The 17,604-nt window shown below is 65.4% G+C and carries 15 protein-coding genes; 9 read left to right on the forward strand and 6 right to left on the reverse strand.

The genetic code is table 11. The features are described from left to right. Positions 1-13: 13 nt before the first annotated feature. The 3 genes from CH296_RS11625 to CH296_RS11635 all read right to left on the reverse strand — a co-directional run bounded on the left by CH296_RS11625 (position 14) and on the right by CH296_RS11635 (position 3,322). Positions 14-1,222, reverse strand: coding sequence for an acetyl-CoA C-acetyltransferase (locus tag CH296_RS11625; RefSeq protein WP_094684801.1), 1,209 nt, complete (start codon positions 1,220-1,222; stop codon positions 14-16). Between the two features lie 35 nt (positions 1,223-1,257). Further along, positions 1,258-2,451, reverse strand: a complete 1,194-nt coding sequence (locus tag CH296_RS11630) for an acyl-CoA dehydrogenase family protein (protein ID WP_094684802.1) — start codon at positions 2,449-2,451, stop codon at positions 1,258-1,260. 172 nt (positions 2,452-2,623) lie between these two features. Next, positions 2,624-3,322: a FadR/GntR family transcriptional regulator gene (locus CH296_RS11635; protein ID WP_045198123.1), complete on the reverse strand. Its 699-nt coding sequence runs from the start codon at positions 3,320-3,322 to the stop codon at positions 2,624-2,626. Between the two features lie 194 nt (positions 3,323-3,516). Here CH296_RS11635 and CH296_RS11640 point away from each other — a divergent pair, with 194 nt between their 5' ends. The 7 genes from CH296_RS11640 (at position 3,517) to CH296_RS11670 (ending at position 12,756) form a co-directional block, all read left to right on the forward strand. Then, positions 3,517-4,887, forward strand: coding sequence for an SLC13 family permease (locus tag CH296_RS11640; protein ID WP_094646516.1), 1,371 nt, complete (start codon positions 3,517-3,519; stop codon positions 4,885-4,887). A 212-nt stretch (positions 4,888-5,099) separates the two neighbouring features. Then, a complete protein-coding gene (locus tag CH296_RS11645) occupies positions 5,100-6,299 on the forward strand; it encodes a CaiB/BaiF CoA-transferase family protein (protein WP_032395453.1) in 1,200 nt (399 codons plus the stop codon). Continuing rightward, positions 6,296-7,798 carry a carboxyl transferase domain-containing protein gene (locus CH296_RS11650; RefSeq protein WP_094681657.1) on the forward strand — a complete coding sequence of 501 codons (1,503 nt, stop codon included), beginning with the start codon at positions 6,296-6,298 and terminating at the stop codon, positions 7,796-7,798. Before CH296_RS11645 ends, CH296_RS11650 begins: the two co-directional genes overlap by 4 nt. A 93-nt stretch (positions 7,799-7,891) precedes the next feature. Beyond that, positions 7,892-8,644, forward strand: coding sequence for an IclR family transcriptional regulator (locus CH296_RS11655; RefSeq protein WP_094684859.1), 753 nt, complete (start codon positions 7,892-7,894; stop codon positions 8,642-8,644). Positions 8,645-8,710: 66 nt separating this feature from the next. Next, positions 8,711-9,886 (forward strand): 4-hydroxybenzoate 3-monooxygenase, encoded by a 1,176-nt coding sequence (locus CH296_RS11660; RefSeq protein ID WP_094684803.1) that lies wholly within the window; start codon positions 8,711-8,713, stop codon positions 9,884-9,886. Between the two features lie 140 nt (positions 9,887-10,026). Next, positions 10,027-11,229, forward strand: coding sequence for an MFS transporter (locus tag CH296_RS11665; RefSeq protein WP_032395450.1), 1,203 nt, complete (start codon positions 10,027-10,029; stop codon positions 11,227-11,229). A 42-nt stretch (positions 11,230-11,271) separates the two neighbouring features. Beyond that, on the forward strand, positions 11,272-12,756 hold the full coding sequence (locus tag CH296_RS11670) for an amidase (protein WP_094684860.1): 1,485 nt from the start codon (positions 11,272-11,274) through the stop codon (positions 12,754-12,756). Here CH296_RS11670 and CH296_RS11675 read toward each other — a convergent pair. Next, the gene (locus tag CH296_RS11675) at positions 12,753-13,805 is read right to left on the reverse strand and encodes an NAD(P)H-binding protein (RefSeq protein ID WP_179277704.1); all 1,053 of its coding nucleotides are present in this window, start codon (positions 13,803-13,805) and stop codon (positions 12,753-12,755) included. The two genes, CH296_RS11670 and CH296_RS11675, sit on opposite strands and share 4 nt — an antisense overlap. 86 nt (positions 13,806-13,891) lie before the next feature. On the opposite strand from CH296_RS11675, the gene CH296_RS11680 reads away from it, so the two are divergent. Both CH296_RS11680 and CH296_RS11685 read left to right on the forward strand, forming a co-directional pair. Beyond that, complete coding sequence (locus CH296_RS11680) at positions 13,892-14,692, forward strand: alpha/beta fold hydrolase (protein ID WP_094684805.1); 801 nt, start codon at positions 13,892-13,894, stop codon at positions 14,690-14,692. Beyond that, entirely contained in the window at positions 14,689-15,837 is a 1,149-nt protein-coding gene (locus CH296_RS11685; RefSeq protein ID WP_094631960.1) for a PP2C family protein-serine/threonine phosphatase, read from the forward strand. Before CH296_RS11680 ends, CH296_RS11685 begins: the two co-directional genes overlap by 4 nt. Here the strand turns inward: CH296_RS11685 and CH296_RS11690 are convergent. Together CH296_RS11690 and CH296_RS11695 are read right to left on the reverse strand one after the other, a co-directional pair. After that, complete coding sequence (locus CH296_RS11690) at positions 15,814-16,173, reverse strand: STAS domain-containing protein (protein ID WP_045198136.1); 360 nt, start codon at positions 16,171-16,173, stop codon at positions 15,814-15,816. The genes CH296_RS11685 and CH296_RS11690 overlap by 24 nt on opposite strands. Positions 16,174-16,240: 67 nt before the next feature. Further along, complete coding sequence (locus CH296_RS11695; RefSeq protein ID WP_094684806.1) at positions 16,241-17,572, reverse strand: MCE family protein; 1,332 nt, start codon at positions 17,570-17,572, stop codon at positions 16,241-16,243. Positions 17,573-17,604: the final 32 nt, after the last annotated feature.

Here is a 17,604-nt window from a genome sequence, read left to right on the forward strand (position 1 = left end):
AGCGCGGGGGTGGTCACAGGCGCTCGATGATGGTGGCGACGCCCATTCCGGCACCGATGCAGAGCGTGATCAGCGCATAGCGCTCGCCCCGGCGCTCGAGCTCGTCGAGAGCCATTCCGGTGAGCATCGCTCCCGTTGCGCCCGGTGGGTGGCCCATCGCGATCGCGCCGCCGTTGACGTTGATGCGCTCGTGGTCGATGTCCAGCTTCTTCGCGTAGTTGAGCACCACCGAAGCGAATGCCTCGTTGACCTCGAACACCGCGATGTCGTCGAGACCGAGTCCCGCCGCGGCCAACACCTTGTGGGTGGCCGGAACCGGGCCGGTGAGCATCAGCGTCGGGTCCGATCCGGCGACGACCCCGGCCACGACGCGTCCGCGTGGGGTCAATCCGCCTGCGCGACCGGCCTCTTCGGAGCCGATGAGAACCATCGCGGTGCCGTCGACGATGCCCGAGGAGTTGCCTGCGTGGTGTACGTGATCGATGCGCTCGACCTCGGTGTACTTCTGCATCGCGACGGCGTCGAACCCGGCGAGCGAACCCATCTGTGCGAACGATGGTGTCAGGGCGGTGAGGTCGGCAGTGGTGGTCTCGGGTCGCATGATCTCGTCGTGATCGAGCATCAGCCGGCCGTTCGTGTCGAAGACGGGGATGACCGACTTCTCGAAGTGACCCATCGACCAGGCATGCGCCGCTCGTTGCTGGCTACGTACCGCGTAGGCGTCGACCTCGTCCCGATCGAACCCCTCGATCGTCGCGATGAGATCTGCGCTGACTCCCTGTGGGACGAAGTAGCTGCCGTAGTTGGTCAGCGGGTCGCACGGCCACGCGCCGCCGTCCGCCCCGAGCGGCACACGAGACATCGATTCGACGCCACCGGCGACGATGAGCCGATCCCATCCGGACCGAACACGTTGCGCCGCAGTGTTGACGGCCTCGAGCCCCGATCCGCAGAAGCGGTTGAGCTGAACGCCGGCCACGCTGTCCGGTAGGCCGGCCGCCATCGCGACGGTTCGGGCGATGTCGCAGCCTTGATCGCCGACCGGGATGACGACACCGAGCACGACGTCGTCGATCAGGGCCGGATCGAGCTGGGAGTGTCGAGAGAGCAACGTGGACAACGTGTTCGCGGCCAGATCGACCGGCTTGACGGTGTGCAGTGAGCCGGAGCTCTTGCCGCGGCCACGTGGACTGCGCACTGCGTCGTAGAGGAATGCCTCCATGGGGTGCCTTTCTGGGGCAACAGAATTACCGAGTTCTACAGGGAACGGGAAATGAGCTCTTTCATGACTTCGTTGGCACCGGCGTAGATGCGGGCGATGCGTCCGTCGACGAACATGCGGGCGATGGGGTATTCCTCCATGTAGCCGTACCCACCGAAGAGCTGCAGGCACCGGTCGACCACCTCGAACTGTCGGTCGGTGGTCCAGTACTTGACCATTGCGGCCGTGGTGACGTCGAGTGTGCCCGAAATATGCTGTGCCATGGCGTCGTCGACGAAGGTACGCACGACGCGGCCGATGGTGGCGCATTCGGCGAGCTCGAACTTGGTGTTCTGCAGATCGAACAATGTCTTGCCGAACGCGCTGCGCGACTTGGTGTACTCGACGGTCTGCGCGACGGCGGCGTCGATCATCGCAGCGGCGGCGATGCCGCAGATCAGGCGTTCCTGGGGGAGCTGCTGCATCAACTGCGCAAAACCGCGACCCTCATGACTTTCCTGGTCGTTCCTGCCGGCTCCACTCCCGCCCCTGAGCAGATTCGAGGCGGGAATGCGAAGACCGTCGAAGGTGAGTTCGGCTGTGTCCTGGCCCTTCTGGCCGATCTTGTGCAGCACGCGTCCGCGGTGAAAACCTTCGGTGTCATCGGAGACCTCGGCGACGAGCAATGACAGTCCCCGGGCTCCCGCGGAGGGATCGGTCTTGGCGGCGATGATGAGCAGATCACAGTGAGCTCCGTTGGAGATGAACGTCTTTCCGCCGGTCACCACGTAGTCGTCGCCGTCACGCACGGCGCGGGTTGTAATGCCTTGCAGGTCCGATCCGGTGCCCGGTTCGGTCATGGCGATGGCTCCGATCCATTCGCCCGAGCACAGTTTCGGCAGCCACCGCTGCTTCTTCTCCTCGGACGCGTAGGCCAGGATGTAGTGCGGAACGATGCCGCTGTGCACGCCGAGCTGCATGGCCGAGTCGCCGGCGCGGACCTGTTCTTCGAATAGCACTGCCTCGTGGCGGAAGTCGCCGCCGCCTCCGCCGTATTGCTCGGGTACCGACATGCCGAGCAGCCCGAGGCTGCCTGCGGTGCGGTAGACCTCGCGGCTGGGGCGTCCGGCCGCCGCGAATTCCTCCCGGTGCGGTGCGACCTCTTTCTCGAAGAATCCTCGGGCGAGCTGGCGCACGTCGGCGAGCTCGGTGGCGAGGTCGTCGATGGCGCGGTCTGCGAGTGCAGTCATGGGGGGTCCTTGGCTCGAAGCGCGACTGTGGTTTATTGGCGCTGTGCCAATAATGATGGCGCGACGATGTCGTGGATGTCAACCACGGGTGCTGCCCGAGCTGCCGAACTCGAAGTTATGGACGGATTCGGGTCAGAATTCATCCATGACTTCGAGCTCGGCGGGGAGTTCTCTAGCCGTCGACAGAGCGCAGTAGCGCGACGTCCGAGACGAGTCGGATGTGGTCGGCCATGGCCCGGCCCGCCTCGGCCGGATCCTGATTGCGGACGGCCTCGGCGATGCGTCGGTGATGCTCGAGCGAGGCCTGTGGGCGGTCGGACTGCGACAGTGACTCGATGCGGGTCTCGCGAATCAGCTCGGCGATCTCGCCCATCAGGCGGGCGAGCAGCGGTGAGTGCGCGGCCTCGGTGATGGCGTGATGGAAGAGCTCGTCGCCGGAGTCTCCGCGATCGCCGTCGGTGATCTCGGTGGCCATCACGGACACCGCGTGGTCGATGGCTGCCATCTCGTCGTCGCTGCGCCGCGTTGCGGCCAGTTCGGCGAGCTTGACCTCGAGTGCCTCGCGGGCCTCGATCACCTCGGGCAGTCGATCGGCGTGCTCGCGCAGGGCGCGAATTGCCATGTCGCCCACGGGCCGTCGGACGAGTACCGCCCCATCGCCGTGGCGCACGGCGAGGATGCCCTGCACCTCGAGTGCAACGAGGGCCTGACTCAGCGACGCTCTGCTGACTCCCAGGTGGCCGGCGAGTTCACGCTCGGGCGGAAGTCGATCGCCAGGGTTCATATCGCGATCGGCGATGTGCTTGCACAGCTGCTCGACGATGACCTCGTACAACCGTGGTCGGGTCACGGGGCGAATTTGCTCAGCCACTGTGTCACTCGCTCTCTGTTCCTCTGGACCTCCACCCTAGCCGCCGCCCACGTGGTAACGGCAGACACATTCGGGGTTGACAAGTGATCCACTTCACTGGTTGAGTCCCTATTGACTCAGTGGCCAGTCCAATTAGCCACTGGAGATCCTGGGCAACCGCTCGGGTGACACCACAGACGGACCGGAGACCTTCGATGTCGACCGAGTTGATACCCATCCTTGCGCTCGTCGTCATGTTCCTCGCCGCAACCGTGTTCCCCGTGAACATGGGTGCGTTGGGGTTCGTGGCGGCGTTCTTCGTCGGAACACTTGCCGTGGGCATGGGGGCCGACGACATCATTGCTGGCTTCCCGAGCAGTCTCTTCCTCACGCTCGTCGGCATCACCTACCTGTTCGCCATCGCGCAGAACAACGGCACGGTCGACCTGCTGGTCCGCGGAGCCGTTCGACTCGTCGGCGGCAGGGTGGCGCTCATCCCCTGGGTGATGTTCGGTATCACCGGCGTCCTGACCTCCATCGGGGCGCTCGGGCCTGCCGCGGTGGCCATCGTGGCCCCGATCGCGCTCGGCTTTGCCGCGCGCTACAAGATCAACGCTCTGCTCATGGGCATGATGGTCATCCACGGCGCGCAGGCGGGCGGATTCTCGCCCATCAGCATCTACGGCGTCACGGTCAACAACATCGCCGCCAACGCAGGACTCGTCAACAGTCCGCTCACACTCTTCCTCGGCAGCCTGTTCTTCAACGCCGCGATCGGTGCGCTGCTGTTCATGTTCCTCGGTGGCCGCTCCCTCATCGGACGCAGCGTGCACGACGAGGACGGCAGTCGTCCCGACGGCGACTCGGGCGGCGTCGGCGGCTCGGGTTCTCGGACGGTCATGCGCGGCTTCGGCTCCTCGACGCCTCGTCCGTCCGGTCAGACGGTCACGGTCGAGAATGCACCGCCCTTGGCCACCGCGGTCAAGGCCATCACCTTCGATCAGATTCTCACGCTCGTCGGCCTGGCCTCGCTGGCGCTGTTCGCACTCGTACTCGATCTCGACGTCGGCTTCATCGCGATGACGGTGGCCGTGGTTCTCGCTCTCGCATCGCCCAAGGCGCAGAAGGGTGCGATCAACCAGATCAGTTGGTCGACGGTTCTGCTCATCGGCGGCGTGCTCACGTTCGTCGGGGTCCTGCAGGAAGCCGGAACCGTCGAATACGTCGGCGATTCGGTCGCGAGCATCGGTATCCCGCTCCTGGTGGCGCTGCTGCTCTGCTACATCGGTGCCATCGTCTCGGCCTTCGCGTCGTCCACCGCGATCCTCGGCGTCACCATCCCGCTGGCCGTCCCGTTCCTGCTCGCGGGCGAAGTAGGCGCTATCGGAGTCATCGTGGCCCTGTCCATCGCCTCGACCATCGTCGACGTCAGCCCGTTCTCCACCAACGGAGCCCTGGTGCTCGCCAACGCCCAGGACATCGACCGAGATGTGTTCTACAAGCAGATCCTCAAGTACAGCGCTCTGGTTGTGGTCATCGGTCCACTGGTCGCCTGGGGATTGCTGGTGGTACCCGGCTGGATGTAGCTCGACAGTAGCTCGGATGCGGTTCTCGATGATGGCGGCACGTGTGTTCGACGTGCCGCCATCACGCGTCTGAGCTGGGCAAACGCCCGCAAATCATTACTTGACTTCTCTTGGGTTCGCTGGTCCAATGGAATTGGCTAGGCCACTAGCCCAGTCATCCAATCGGACTTCGGGTCCGGCTCCCACCTCGCTTCGACGTAAGGATCAATTCGATGCCCCTCAACACGACAGGCAGAACCGGACCGCTCGAAGGCACCGTGGTGGTCGATCTGACCCGTGCCCTGGCCGGCCCGCACGCGGCCATGATGCTCGGCGACCTCGGCGCAGACATCATCAAGGTCGAGACCCCCAAGGGCGGCGACGACACCCGAGTCTGGGGTCCCCCCTTCGTCACTCCGCGCGACGCCGAACGTGAGTCGACGTACTTCCTCTCGGCCAACCGCAACAAGCGATCCATCGCACTCGATCTCAAGACCGACGACGGCCGAGAAGCGTTGGAGCACATGATCGAACGAGCCGACGTGCTGCTCGAGAACTTTCGCACCGGAGTGCTCGACCGCCTCGGCTTCTCGCCCGAACGCATCGCCGAGATCAACCCACGCACGGTCGTGCTGTCGATCAGCGGATTCGGTCACGACGGCCCCGAGGGTGGCCGCTCCGGCTACGACCAGATCGCCCAGGGTGAGGCCGGGCTGATGTCGTTCACCGGCTCCGGTCCCGAAGACGTCCAACGCGTCGGCGTTCCCATCGCCGACCTGCTGGCCGGAATGTACGGAGCCTTCGGCGTTCTCGCCGCACTACGTGAACGCGACCGCACCGGACGCGGCAAGGTCGTCCGTACCTCCTTGCTCGCCAGCGTCGTCGGAGTACACGCCTTCCAGGGCACCAAGTGGACCGTTGCCGGCGAGATCGGCACGGCGCAGGGCAACCATCACCCATCGATCTGCCCGTACGGATTGTTTCCGACCTCGGATGGCGCAGTGCAGATCTCTGTGGGCAGCGAGGGCCTGTGGCATCGGTTCTGCGAGGGCTTCGGTATCGACCCCGATCTCGAAGGCATGGCCACCAACCCACAACGCGTCGACAGTCGCGACGACGTCATCGAACTCGTCTCCAAGATCTTCCGCACCTACGACACCGAACCGCTGCTGGCCCTTCTCGACGAGATCGGAGTTCCCGCAGGCAAAGTGCGCAACGTGCAGGAGGTGTACGAGTGGGAGCAGACCAAGTCTCAAGGCCTGCTGGTCGACGTCGAGCACGCGACGTTGGGCACGGTCACTCTTCCGGGCCCGCCGCTGCGCTTCTTCGAATCCGACGGCACCGAGGTCACCGAAACCAACCATCTGGCTCCGCCGGTACTCGGTGCCGACGACGAGCTCGTCCGCGACTGGCTGAAAGAAGCGATCCGATGACCAGAATGACCGCCCTCGAACTGCTCGATCTGGTGATCGATCCCGGCAGCTTCGACTCCTGGGACACCCCGACCGCGGACTACGTCATCGACGACCAGTACGCGAGCGAACTCGCGGCGGCCCGTGAGAAGACCGGTCTCGACGAATCCGTCCTCACCGGGTCGGCAACCATTCGGGGCCGCAAGGTCGCAATCCTGCTCGGGGAGTTCGCATTTCTGGCCGGCTCGATCGGGGTTGCGGCGGGTGAACGGCTCGTCACTGCCGTGCACCGGTCGACGGACGAGCGGCTGCCGCTGCTCGCGTTGCCGACCTCCGGCGGAACCCGCATGCAGGAGGGCACCGTCGCGTTCCTGCAGATGGTCAAGATCACCGCCGCGATCACTGCGCACAAGGCGGCGAACCTGCCGTACATCGTCTACCTGCGGCACCCCACCACCGGTGGAGTTTTCGCGTCCTGGGGATCGCTCGGACACGTCACCGTCGCCGAGCCCGGTGCCCTCGTCGGCTTCCTCGGGCCTCGCGTCTACGAGGCCCTCTACGACGCGAAATTCCCCACGGGCGTACAGACGTCGGAGAACCTCCAGGCCCACGGGCTCATCGACGCCATCCGCCCGCCCGAGCAGCTCGGCGAAATCGTCGATCGGGCGCTGCGTATCATGACCGACATCCCGTCGTGCCGGCCCCGCACCGTCGAGGCGCTCGAATGGACGATCGAGGACGTGCCCGCATGGACGTCGATCCTGGCCTCCCGTAGGAACGATCGTCCCGGCGTGCGCGAGTTGCTGTTCAGTACGGCGGCAGATGTGCTGCCGCTCAACGGAACCGGGCAGGGGGAGTCGGATCCGGGTCTGATTCTGGCTCTCGTTCGGTTCGGCGACATGCCGTGCGTACTGCTCGGGCAGGATCGACGTGGGCAGACGACCAGAACCCCGCTCGGTCCCGCAGCGCTTCGCGAGGCCCGACGCGGTATGCGTCTGGCTCAGGATCTCAAGCTTCCGCTCGTCACCGTCATCGACACCGCGGGCGCGGCGTTGTCGAAGGAGGCCGAGGAAGGTGGCCTGGCCGGCGAGATCGCGCGGTGCATCGCGGACATGGTCGACCTCGAAACACCGACGCTGTCGTTGCTGTTGGGGCAGGGGACGGGCGGTGGCGCTCTGGCACTGGTGCCCGCTGATCGCGTTCTTGCTGCTCAACACGCGTGGCTCTCGCCGCTGCCGCCCGAGGGTGCGTCGGCCATCGTGCATCGGGACACTGCTCATGCGGCCGAGATGGCTACCAAGCAGGGAGTACGCTCGCTCGATCTCTTCCGAGCCGGTGTCGTCGACATCATCATTCCCGAGCTGCCCGACGCGGCGGACGAATCGCAGCAGTTCTGCGACCGGGTGGGTGCGGTGCTGCACCGGGAGCTCGCCGACCTGATCGCCCAGGATCCGTCGATGCGGATGATCGCCCGCGAAAAGCGCTTCAACAGAATCGGCTTCGCGGCTGCCGCGGTCTGATTGCCGCCGAACTCGAAGTTGTGGATGACTTTCGGCTGAAATTCGTCCATAACTTCGAGCTCGGCGATGACCGGGGAGGCTATCGTCGTGCAGGTGGCGGGCAATGCGCGGGATCCGGGGGTCTCGGTGGCGTCTCGACTGCTGGCGTTGCTCGGCGTGTTCGACGAGCAGAAGCCTGCATTGACATTGACCGAATTGGCAGACGGCGCAGGTCTTCCCATCGCCACGGCTCACCGCTTGGTGCACGAGCTTCTCGACTGGGGAGCACTCGTTCGCGGCGACGACGGCAAGTTCGTGGTCGGACGTCGGCTGTGGAAGCTGGGTATGTTGGCCGCGGATCAATCCGACCTGCGCGAGATCGCGTCGCCGTTCCTGCACGATCTCTACGGAGCCACGCTCGCCACGGTGCATCTGGCCATTCGTGACGACGACGAGGTGCTCTACCTCGACAGGTTGGCCGGACACGCGTCGGTGCCCGCGATCAGCCGGGTCGGAGCCCGTCTGCCGTTGTACGCGACCGGAGTCGGAAAGGTGTTGCTGGCCTACGCTCCGCGCGAGGTGCACGACCGAGTGCTCGGGAACTTGGCCCGCATCACCCCGTACACGGTGACTCACCCGGGAAAGTTGGACAGTGAACTACGCCGAGTGCATCGCGAGGGGTATGCGCAGACGGTCGAGGAGATGACACTGGGAGCGTGTTCGGTGGCCGTACCCGTCCGCGGCGAGAGCGAGACGGTGGTGGCGGCACTGGGAATCGTGGTTCCGAGCATCGGTCGAGATCGCGCCAGACTGGTTGCAGCTCTGCAGGTTGCGGCCCGAGGAATCGAGCGAACCCTACGGGGGTGAACGCGGGCTTTCACTGAGTGGAAACTACCTCTTGTCCGGAGGTCGCATGCGCGGTGTACTCGATGCATGCGTACACAGGTCGCCATCATCGGTGCAGGGCCCGCGGGTCTGCTGCTGTCCCACCTGCTCGGGGAGCAGGGAATCGACTCCGTTCTGATCGAGTCGCGCACGCAGCAGTACGTGCTCTCGCGAATCCGCGCAGGCATCCTCGAACATTCGACGGTTCGGCTGCTCGACGACCACGGCTTGGGCGAGCGGTTGCATCGCGAAGGCCACGAGCACCGCGGAATCTATCTGCAGTGGCCGGAAGAGCGACACCACATCGACTTTCGCGATCTGGTGGACCGGAGCGTGTGGGTGTACGGGCAGACCGAGGTGACGAAGGATCTCGTTGCGGCCCGAGAGAAAGCCGGTCAGCAGATCTACTACGACGTCTCCGACGCCGCGTTGCACGACGTGGAGTCCGACGCCCCGTACGTCACGTTCACCGACGCGTCGGGAACATCGATGCGGATCGACGCCGACGTCATCGCCGGGTGCGACGGTTCCTTCGGTCCGAGCCGCGCGGCGATGCCGGATTCGGTGCGTAACACTTGGGAGCGAACGTACCCCTACTCCTGGCTCGGGGTGCTCGCCGACGTGGCACCGTCGACGGACGAGCTGATCTACGCCTGGCATCAGGATGGATTCGCGATGCACTCGATGCGATCGTCGACGGTCAGCCGGCTGTATCTACAGGTTCCGAACGGCACCGACATCGCCACCTGGTCCGACGAGCGGATCTGGGATGCGTTGGCACGCAGGCTCGGTCATGGTCAGGACGGCTGGGAGCTGACACCGGGACCGATCACCGAGAAGAGCGTGCTGCCGATGCGCAGCTACGTGCAGACGCCGATGCGACACGGCAGACTCTTTCTGGCCGGCGACGCCGCGCACATCGTGCCGCCGACCGGAGCGAAGGGCCTCAACCTCGCGGTCGCCGACGTGGCCCTGTTGGCCCCGGCGCTGACATCGTTGCTGGGCAAGAACGACTCCCGTGCCGCCGATGCCTACAGTGACGACGCACTCCGACGCGTCTGGCGCTGCACGCACTTCTCGTGGTGGATGACGACGATGCTGCACACCGGCGACGACCCGTTCGACGCGCAGTTGCAGCTCTCCCAGTTGCGTTGGGTGGCCTCCAGCGAGGCAGGAGCAACGGGACTGGCGGAGAACTATGCGGGACTGCCCATCGGATTCTGAGCGGGTGGACTGTCGAACTCGAAGTTATGGACAGAATTCGGCCGGAATCCATCCATAACTTCGAGTTCGGCGGCGATCGCTGCGGCCGACCCCTCGTTCGTTACCCTTGCGGAACAGCGAGAGAAACAGGGTAATTCACAGTGTCTGATATCGACGCGACCTCGGCGCGCACGACCACCGCGGTACGGGCCACCTACATCGCGTTCATCGGAGCCGGCTTCGCCTTCGCCAGTTGGGCATCGCGCATTCCGCAGGTGAGGGACCGGCTCGAGCTCACGTCGTCCCAACTCGGCATCGTGCTGCTGGCCATCGCCGTCGGGTCGTTGCTCGCCCTGCCGCTGTCCGGCATCATCATCAACCGCTTCGGGTCTCGGCTCACGGTGACTGTGATGTCTGTCGTCCTCGCGGCCGGTCTGACCATCATCTCCACCGGCTATCTCGTCGGTGTGGTGCCGTTGCTTCTCGGGCTGTTCGTGCTCGGATTCGCCAACGGCGCATGGGATGTGGCCATGAACGTCCATGGCGCAGTGGCCGAACGGCGGCTCGGGCGATCGATCATGCCGCGCTTTCACGCGGGTTTCAGCGCGGGCACCGTGGTGGGAGCCCTGATCGGAACACTGATGGTGGTGCTGAACGTCTCGGTGACGGTGCATCTGCTGGCGGTCGCAGCCGCGATCGTCGGAGCCATCCCGTGGGGAGTCCGTAACTTTCTGAACGAGTCCGACGCCGAACCCGAACAGCCCGCCCCCGACACCTCGCGGCCACATGCCCTCGCTCGGTGGAAGGAGCCGCGCACCCTGTTGATCGGTGTCGTGGCCTTGTCGTTCGCGTTTGCCGAGGGCAGCGGAAACGATTGGCTCAACATCGCATTGATCGACGGATACGGTGCATCGGCCGTCGCAGGGACCCTGGCGTTCACCACGTTCCTGGTCGCCATGACCGCGGTGCGGTGGTTCGGCAACGGTCTGCTGGATCGGTACGGTCGCGTCGTCGTACTGCGAGGTCTCGCGGGAGTCTCGGTGGTCGGCGTGCTGTTGTTCGTGCTCAGTCCGATTGTGCCGCTTGCGTTTCTGGGCGCGTTTCTGTGGGGATCGGGCGTCTCCCTCGGCTTCCCGGTTGCCATGAGTGCGGCGGCCGACGAGCCGGCAGCTGCCGCCGCTCGCGTCAGTGTGGTCGCCTCCATCGGATACTTCGCCTTTCTCGGCGGTCCGCCCCTCATCGGCTTCCTCGGCGGGCACGGTGACGTACTTCGAGCGTTGCTCGTGGTCGCTGCGCTCCTGGCGTGTTCGTTGATCGTGATGGGGGCATTGCGGCCCCTTGCAGGGTCGAACTCGCGGCATTGATTCCGCTCCGAGGCCGACATGGCCTCGGATACTGTGGCCGGTATGCGCATCGACGAGTATCGCCAGTACGACGGCCTCGGTCTGGCCGGTCTCGTGGCCGCAGGAGATGTGACACCGCGCGAACTGCTCGATTGCGCACTGGCGCAGGTCGAATCGATCGATCCGCGGATCAATTCCGTGGTTCGGGTGATGCGGGAGCAAGCCGACGACCAGCTGACGCGACCGTTGCAGGGCCCCTTCGCCGGCGTGCCGTTCCTGATCAAGGACCTCTCGCAGGACTACGCAGGCCTGCCCACATCGAGTGGATCGCGTGCGTTGACGAACCTGCCGATGCCCGAGCATTCCACGGTGGTGCAGCGCTGGCTCGATGCGGGCCTGGTGATCTTCGGTAAGACCAACACTCCGGAATTCGGGGCGAAGGGAATCACCGAACCGGCGGTGCACGGCGCGACTCGAAATCCATGGGATCGCAGCAGAACTCCCGGTGGATCGTCGGGTGGATCGGCCGCTGCGGTGGCGTCCGGCATCGTCCCGGTGGCGGGAGCCAACGACGGCGGCGGTTCCATCCGGATTCCGGCGTCGTGCTGCGGTCTGGTCGGACTCAAGCCGGGACGCGGACTGGTGCCGTCGGGCCCCACGTTCGGTGAACCCATGCACGGGGCAGCAGTGCAGGGCGTCGTGTCGCGGTCGGTGCGCGATACCGCCGCGATGTTCGACGTGCTGGCGGGCGGTGAGGCGACGTCCGGCTATCTGCCCGCGCGTCCGGACGGAACGTTCCTGTCCCGAGTGGGCAAGGACCCCAAGCCTTTACGCATCGGAATGTATGCCGTGACATCGGTCAATCCGTCGCCCCACCCGCAGGCCGTCGCCGCGATGGAGTCCGCTGCGAAGGCACTCACCGATCTCGGCCACACCGTCGAACTTCTCGACGCCCCACCGTACGACGACGCGAATCTCAACCGCGAATTCCTGCTGGCCTGGTTCACCTACCTGGCGTGGGAGATGGACGAGGTGAAACGCAGAACCGGTTGCGGCGACGACAGATTCGAGCGTGACACCCGCATCATGGCGGCGCTGGGCAGATCCGCCAGTGGTGTCGACTACCTCGAAGCAGTGGAAGGTCGCCATGTGCACGTGCGTGCGCTGGCCACCTTTTTCGAGACCTACGACCTGCTGCTCACGCCCACTCTCGCGGAGCTCCCCCCGAAGATCGGTGCCTTCGATCTGGCGAAGCCGTTGGAGCTGGCATCGGAGTTGTTGCTGCGCAGCCGAACTGCAGGAATCCTGCGCTACACCGGCATCGTGGATCAGATGATCGACGACAACATCTCGTGGATTCCCTACACGCAGCTGGGAAACGTCACCGGGCGTCCGGCGCTGTCGGTTCCCGTGCACTGGACCCTCGAGGGTCTTCCGATGGGCGCGCACTTCACCGCACCCCTCGGCGGCGAGGCATTGCTCGTCCAACTGGCCGGTCAGTTGGAGCGAGCCGTGCCGTGGGCCCACCGCTACGCCGATATCGGTTAGCGGGTCACTCCGAGCAGAGCCTTTCCGACGATGCCCGACGGGCGTTGCCGCACATGGCCGTCGACGATATCGACGACTCCGCCTGCCCACTCGGGATCGGTGTCGGCGGCAGCCTGGGGATCGGCGTGGGCATCGGTGCCCTCCTCGGCGGTGACGGTGATCGAACGCTCGAGGGCCTCTCGGACGCTCATCAGCGACGTATCGGGCTCGGCGAACACCTCTGTTGCTGCGTTCCCGCGGCGCACCACCATGTCGTGGGTGAGGCTGTCGACCAACGAGATCACCGTGCCGGCAGGCATGGCGGTGATCTTGGCGACGGCACGCCCCACCAGACCGGTCGGCAACAGCGGTACCGGAATCTGTATGCGACGCAGACCGGCGACGCTGCCGTACGCCTGCAGTAGTTCGGGGTAGCTCATCGTCTCGGTTCCGCCGATGTCGAACGTTCCCGGGCGTGCGGTGTCGCCGAGAGCGCGGGCGATGATGGCGACCACGTCGACGACGGCGATGGGCTGGACCTGCCTGCGCATCCACGTCGGGATGGGCGTGAGCGGCAGGCGCTCGGTCATCCGTCGCACCAACTCGAACGACGTCGATCCGGAACCGAGAATGATCGCCGCCCGCAGCGCGGTGGCATCGACGGAACTGTCGAGGAACGTCTCCTCTACCTGCAGGCGAGAGCGCAGGTGATCCGAGAGCGGCGTGCCGTCGTCGGGAATGAGTCCGGAGAGGTAGACGATCCGGCGCACACCGTTGCGCTCGGCCGCGGCGGCCATGGCCTGCGCGGCATGCCGATCCTTCTCGACGAAGTCGCCCTCGTCCATCGAATGCACGAGGTACACGACCGCGTCGACATTCTCGGTCGCGATGTCGAAGGTCTCGTGCTCGTCGAGGTCGAAGTGCACGGCGGTGACGTGAGCGCCCCAGGCGAAGCGCGATTTCTTGCTCGGATTGCGCATCGCAGCGTGCACGTCGTGACCCTGTTCGAGCAGGACCGGGATCAGCCGAGACCCGATGTATCCGGTTGCGCCGGTGACCAGCACTCGCATGACTTTCTCGTTTCTGTAGACACAGGCCATACCCCGTCGGAGCAGTCTCACTCCCCGGTGTCGGAAGCAGATGGCAGACTGTGCGGGTGAGTGCGCGTATCAGGAACAACGTCAGGGTCGTGGGGGCTGTCGACGGGCCCGTGGTGATGCTGGCTCACGGTTTCGGTTGCGACCAGACGCTGTGGCGTTCGGTGACCGATATCCTGGCTCCGAATTTCTCGGTCGTGCTCTTCGATCACGTCGGGTCGGGAGCCTCGGACCCCGCGGCGTGGGATGCCGACAAGTACGCGCCGCTGGAGGCCTACGTCCGCGACATCGTCGACATCGCCGAGGAACTCGATCTGCACGATGTGACGTTCGTGGGGCATTCGGTGGCGTCGATGATGGGTGTTCTCGCGGTCCAGGCGGCTCCCGAGCGATTCTCCAAACTCTTTCTCCTGACGCCGTCCCCCCGATACATCGACGACGGTGACTACCGGGGTGGCTTCAGCCGCGAGGACATCGACGAGTTGCTCGAGTCGTTGGACAGCAACTATCTCGGGTGGTCCGCGTCGATGGCACCGATCGTGGTGAACGCACCGGATCGGCCGGATCTCGAGAACATGTGGACCGCGAGCTTTTGCCGAACCGATCCCGAGTGCGCACGGGTGTTCGCCCGTACCACCTTCCTGTCCGACAATCGCGCCGATCTGGCCGGGGTCGCCCTGCCCACGATGATCGTCGACTGTGCTCGGGATTCGCTGGCACCGCCTCAGGTCGGTAGATACGTCCACGAACACATCGCAGGCAGCACCCTGCAGACCCTCGACGCCAGCGGGCACTGCCCGCACGTCACCCAGCCCGAACAGACCGCCGAGGCGATTGCGACCTTCGTGAGATCGTCGTGATCCACGAACTCGACATCGAGGACCTGTACGAGAACGCGCCGTGCGGCTACCTCTCGGTGCTGCCGGACATGCGGATCGTGAGACTGAACTCGACGCTGGCGAACTGGCTGGGATTCGAGGTCGACGCCTTGATCGGTACCGACTTCACCCAACTCCTCACCGCTGGTGGCCGGATTCACTACGAGACCCATTTCGGTCCGATTCTGCGGATGTACGGCCAGCTCGACGGCATCGCGATCGATTTCGTGACGTCCGATCGGCGACGGCTGCCCGTGTTCATGACCGCGAACGTCAAGACCGACGAGACGGGTGCGCCGGTACTGATTCGCATCACCGCGCTCGACGCCAGGGACCGTCGCACCTACGAACGCGAGTTGCTCGAGTCCCGAACTCGAGCGGAGCTGCTGGCGAAGACCCTGCAGCGGTCGTTGCTGCCGCCTGCCCTGCTGCCGCCGTCGGGAATGACCGCTGCCGCGCACTATCACGCGGCATCGAGCGACGAGGTGGGTGGAGACTTCTACGATCTGTTCCCGCTGTCGGACGACCGGTGGGGATTCTTCCTCGGCGACGTGTGCGGCAAGGGTGCGTCGGCCGCAGCCGTGACGTCGTTGACGCGGTACACCCTGCGCGCGGCCGCGGTGTACGACCACGATCCGGTCGCTGTTCTGCACAACCTGGACTCGGTTCTGCGGCAGGAGTTCCGCGAGAACGATGCGCAGTTCTGCACCGCGGTGTTCGGAGTGCTCAGTCGCTCGGACGGAGGATTCGAGGTGTCGATGGCCAGCGGCGGTCACCCACCTCCGCTGGTGATGCGGGCCGACGGCAGCGCGCACTACGTACACATGACGGGTGGGCAACTCGTCGGAATTCTGCGTGCCGCCCGCTTCGTGCCTGCCACCGTGACGTTGAGCGCAGGCGACACCCTGATGCTCTACACCGACGGCTTGACCGAGGCCCGGGTGGGCACGGGTCGATACGACGACGAGGGCGCGCTGCTCGAGTTCGCGACAGCCCACGCCCCGGCGACGGCAGCGATCATCGTCGAGGATCTGCGAGTCCTACTGAACAGCTTCGGCGACGGATTGGCCGACGATGCAGCAGTGATGGCGCTGGGGGTGTCGTCAGTCGAGAGCGGCGAGGGCTGACGCCAGATCTGCGTGCAGCGCGAATTCCTGATCGAGACCCATCAGTTTGATCGGGCGGCTGGTGGTCGGCCCATCGGCGACGACCGAGAAGGCGACGCTGTCCCCGTGGTTCTTCTGCGTCGATGCCAGCACCGTCATGGCAGCCGAGGCCAAGAACGAGACCTTGCTCAGATCGATGATCAACGCGGCAGGCGTGGTGGAAATCTGGGCGTCGATCGCGCTCGACAACGCGGGGGCCGTGGTGACGTCGAGTTCACCGGCGACAGCGATGACGGCCGCGCGGCCGTCGTTGCTGGACTGGATGGAGAATCCGGCGGTGTTCGTATCGGCTGACATCTGCACTCCTGAATCGTTACCCGCCGCGCTCGTCGACGGGGCATGCGGACCATTCAATCAGTTGGTCCTACTCGAACGTGACCTGCGTTCCTCTGAGCGCGGGAGCGCCGACCGTCGTGGTCCAGGACGGCACCGCGGCGGGGTCGATTCCGGTGGCCCCGCCGTAGACGACGGCCAGGGTCTGCTGCTCGGTCACCGAATTCGCATACGAGGCGGGCACGGGGGAGAGCTGCGGTGCAGGCAGCGTCGGAATGTCCTGGTCACCGGGGTTTCGAGTCGGCACCTGGTACGAGCCGTCGTTCGCGGAGCCGCCCGGATACTGCGGGAAGTACTCGCCGGTCGAACGCTCGATGGGAGTAGGGCAGGTCGGGCCGCGGTTCTGCTCGAACAGTCTCGGCTCGTCCTGGTTCGGTAGGTACCGACCCTTCGGGTTGACGAACGGCATCGAGACGTTGATGCCGGGGTACTCGTCCCCGACGCCGGTGACGATCCGTCCACGCCTGGCCCCCTCGGCGAACTGGGCGACGGTGCAACCGAGCGCGGGCGAGAATTCGGCGAGGACTTCGACGGCCTCTCGCGAGTTCGCGGCCAATCCGATGACGTTCGCGGAGTTGGCGTCGAGGAAATCGGCGGTGGTGGACGAGGCCGAGGTCACCGAGGCGTACAGCGATTCGAGGGCCGGGCGCTTCTCGACGACGGTATTGCCGGTGGTCCGTAGGTTGTCCAGTGCGTTGATCAGCTCGGGAGCGGCATCGGCGTAGGTCTGCGAGAAATCGGCGAGCCCGCGCAGGTCCTCCTGGATTGCGGGCAACTCCGTGTTGAGCTCGGCAAAAATGTTCTCGAGTCTGTCGATCGTGAGACCGAGCTGCTCACCACGCCCGCTCAGTCCCTGAGCCAACGCACCGAGGGTGTTCGACAGGTCCTCCGGCGGCACCGCCTGGAGCAGCGGCAACAGGCCGTCGAGTACCTGCCCGACCTCGACGGCGTTACCGCTGCGATCCTGCTTCAGCACGGTGCCCTCGGTGATCGCTGACGCCGGCTTGCCCTCGGGCAGGACCAGTGCGACGTACCGCTCCCCGAACAACGTCTTCGGCAGCAGTCGCGCAGTGGCGTTCGACGGAATCATCTCGGCCATGTCCGGCTCGATGGCCAACTCCGAGGTGACGACGCCATCGGCCGTTGTCGCCGAGCGGACTTCGCCGACGATCATGCCGCGAACCTTCACATCCGCATTGCGGGGAAGCGCGTTGCCGACGCTGTCGGTCTCGAGCGACACCGTCACCACGTCCTCGAACGTCTTGTTGTACGAGGTGACGCTCCACCCGACGAACATGACGATGAGGAGGACAAGGGCGATTCCGAGGAGTCGGTTCTGGACCGGCGAGGGGGAGCCGGTCATGCGACCGTGGAGACGACAACAGCAGCCATGTC

Origin of the sequence: Rhodococcus sp. 14-2496-1d (assembly GCF_002259365.1) — a bacterium.
GTDB lineage: Bacteria > Actinomycetota > Actinomycetes > Mycobacteriales > Mycobacteriaceae > Rhodococcoides.

Excerpts from the sequence above, each read along its gene's own strand:
- CH296_RS11640 (WP_094646516.1), top strand. The coding sequence starts at position 3,517 with ATGTCGACCGAGTTGATACCCATCCTTGCGCTCGTCGTCATGTTCCTC.
- CH296_RS11675 (WP_179277704.1), bottom strand. The coding sequence starts at position 13,805 with ATGCGAGTGCTGGTCACCGGCGCAACCGGATACATCGGGTCTCGGCTG.
- CH296_RS11625 (WP_094684801.1), bottom strand. The coding sequence starts at position 1,222 with ATGGAGGCATTCCTCTACGACGCAGTGCGCAGTCCACGTGGCCGCGGC.
- CH296_RS11670 (WP_094684860.1), top strand. The coding sequence starts at position 11,272 with ATGCGCATCGACGAGTATCGCCAGTACGACGGCCTCGGTCTGGCCGGT.
- CH296_RS11695 (WP_094684806.1), bottom strand. The coding sequence starts at position 17,572 with ATGACCGGCTCCCCCTCGCCGGTCCAGAACCGACTCCTCGGAATCGCC.
- CH296_RS11660 (WP_094684803.1), top strand. The coding sequence starts at position 8,711 with ATGCGTACACAGGTCGCCATCATCGGTGCAGGGCCCGCGGGTCTGCTG.
- CH296_RS11630 (WP_094684802.1), bottom strand. The coding sequence starts at position 2,451 with ATGACTGCACTCGCAGACCGCGCCATCGACGACCTCGCCACCGAGCTC.
- CH296_RS11690 (WP_045198136.1), bottom strand. The coding sequence starts at position 16,173 with ATGTCAGCCGATACGAACACCGCCGGATTCTCCATCCAGTCCAGCAAC.
- CH296_RS11645 (WP_032395453.1), top strand. The coding sequence starts at position 5,100 with ATGCCCCTCAACACGACAGGCAGAACCGGACCGCTCGAAGGCACCGTG.
- CH296_RS11650 (WP_094681657.1), top strand. The coding sequence starts at position 6,296 with ATGACCAGAATGACCGCCCTCGAACTGCTCGATCTGGTGATCGATCCC.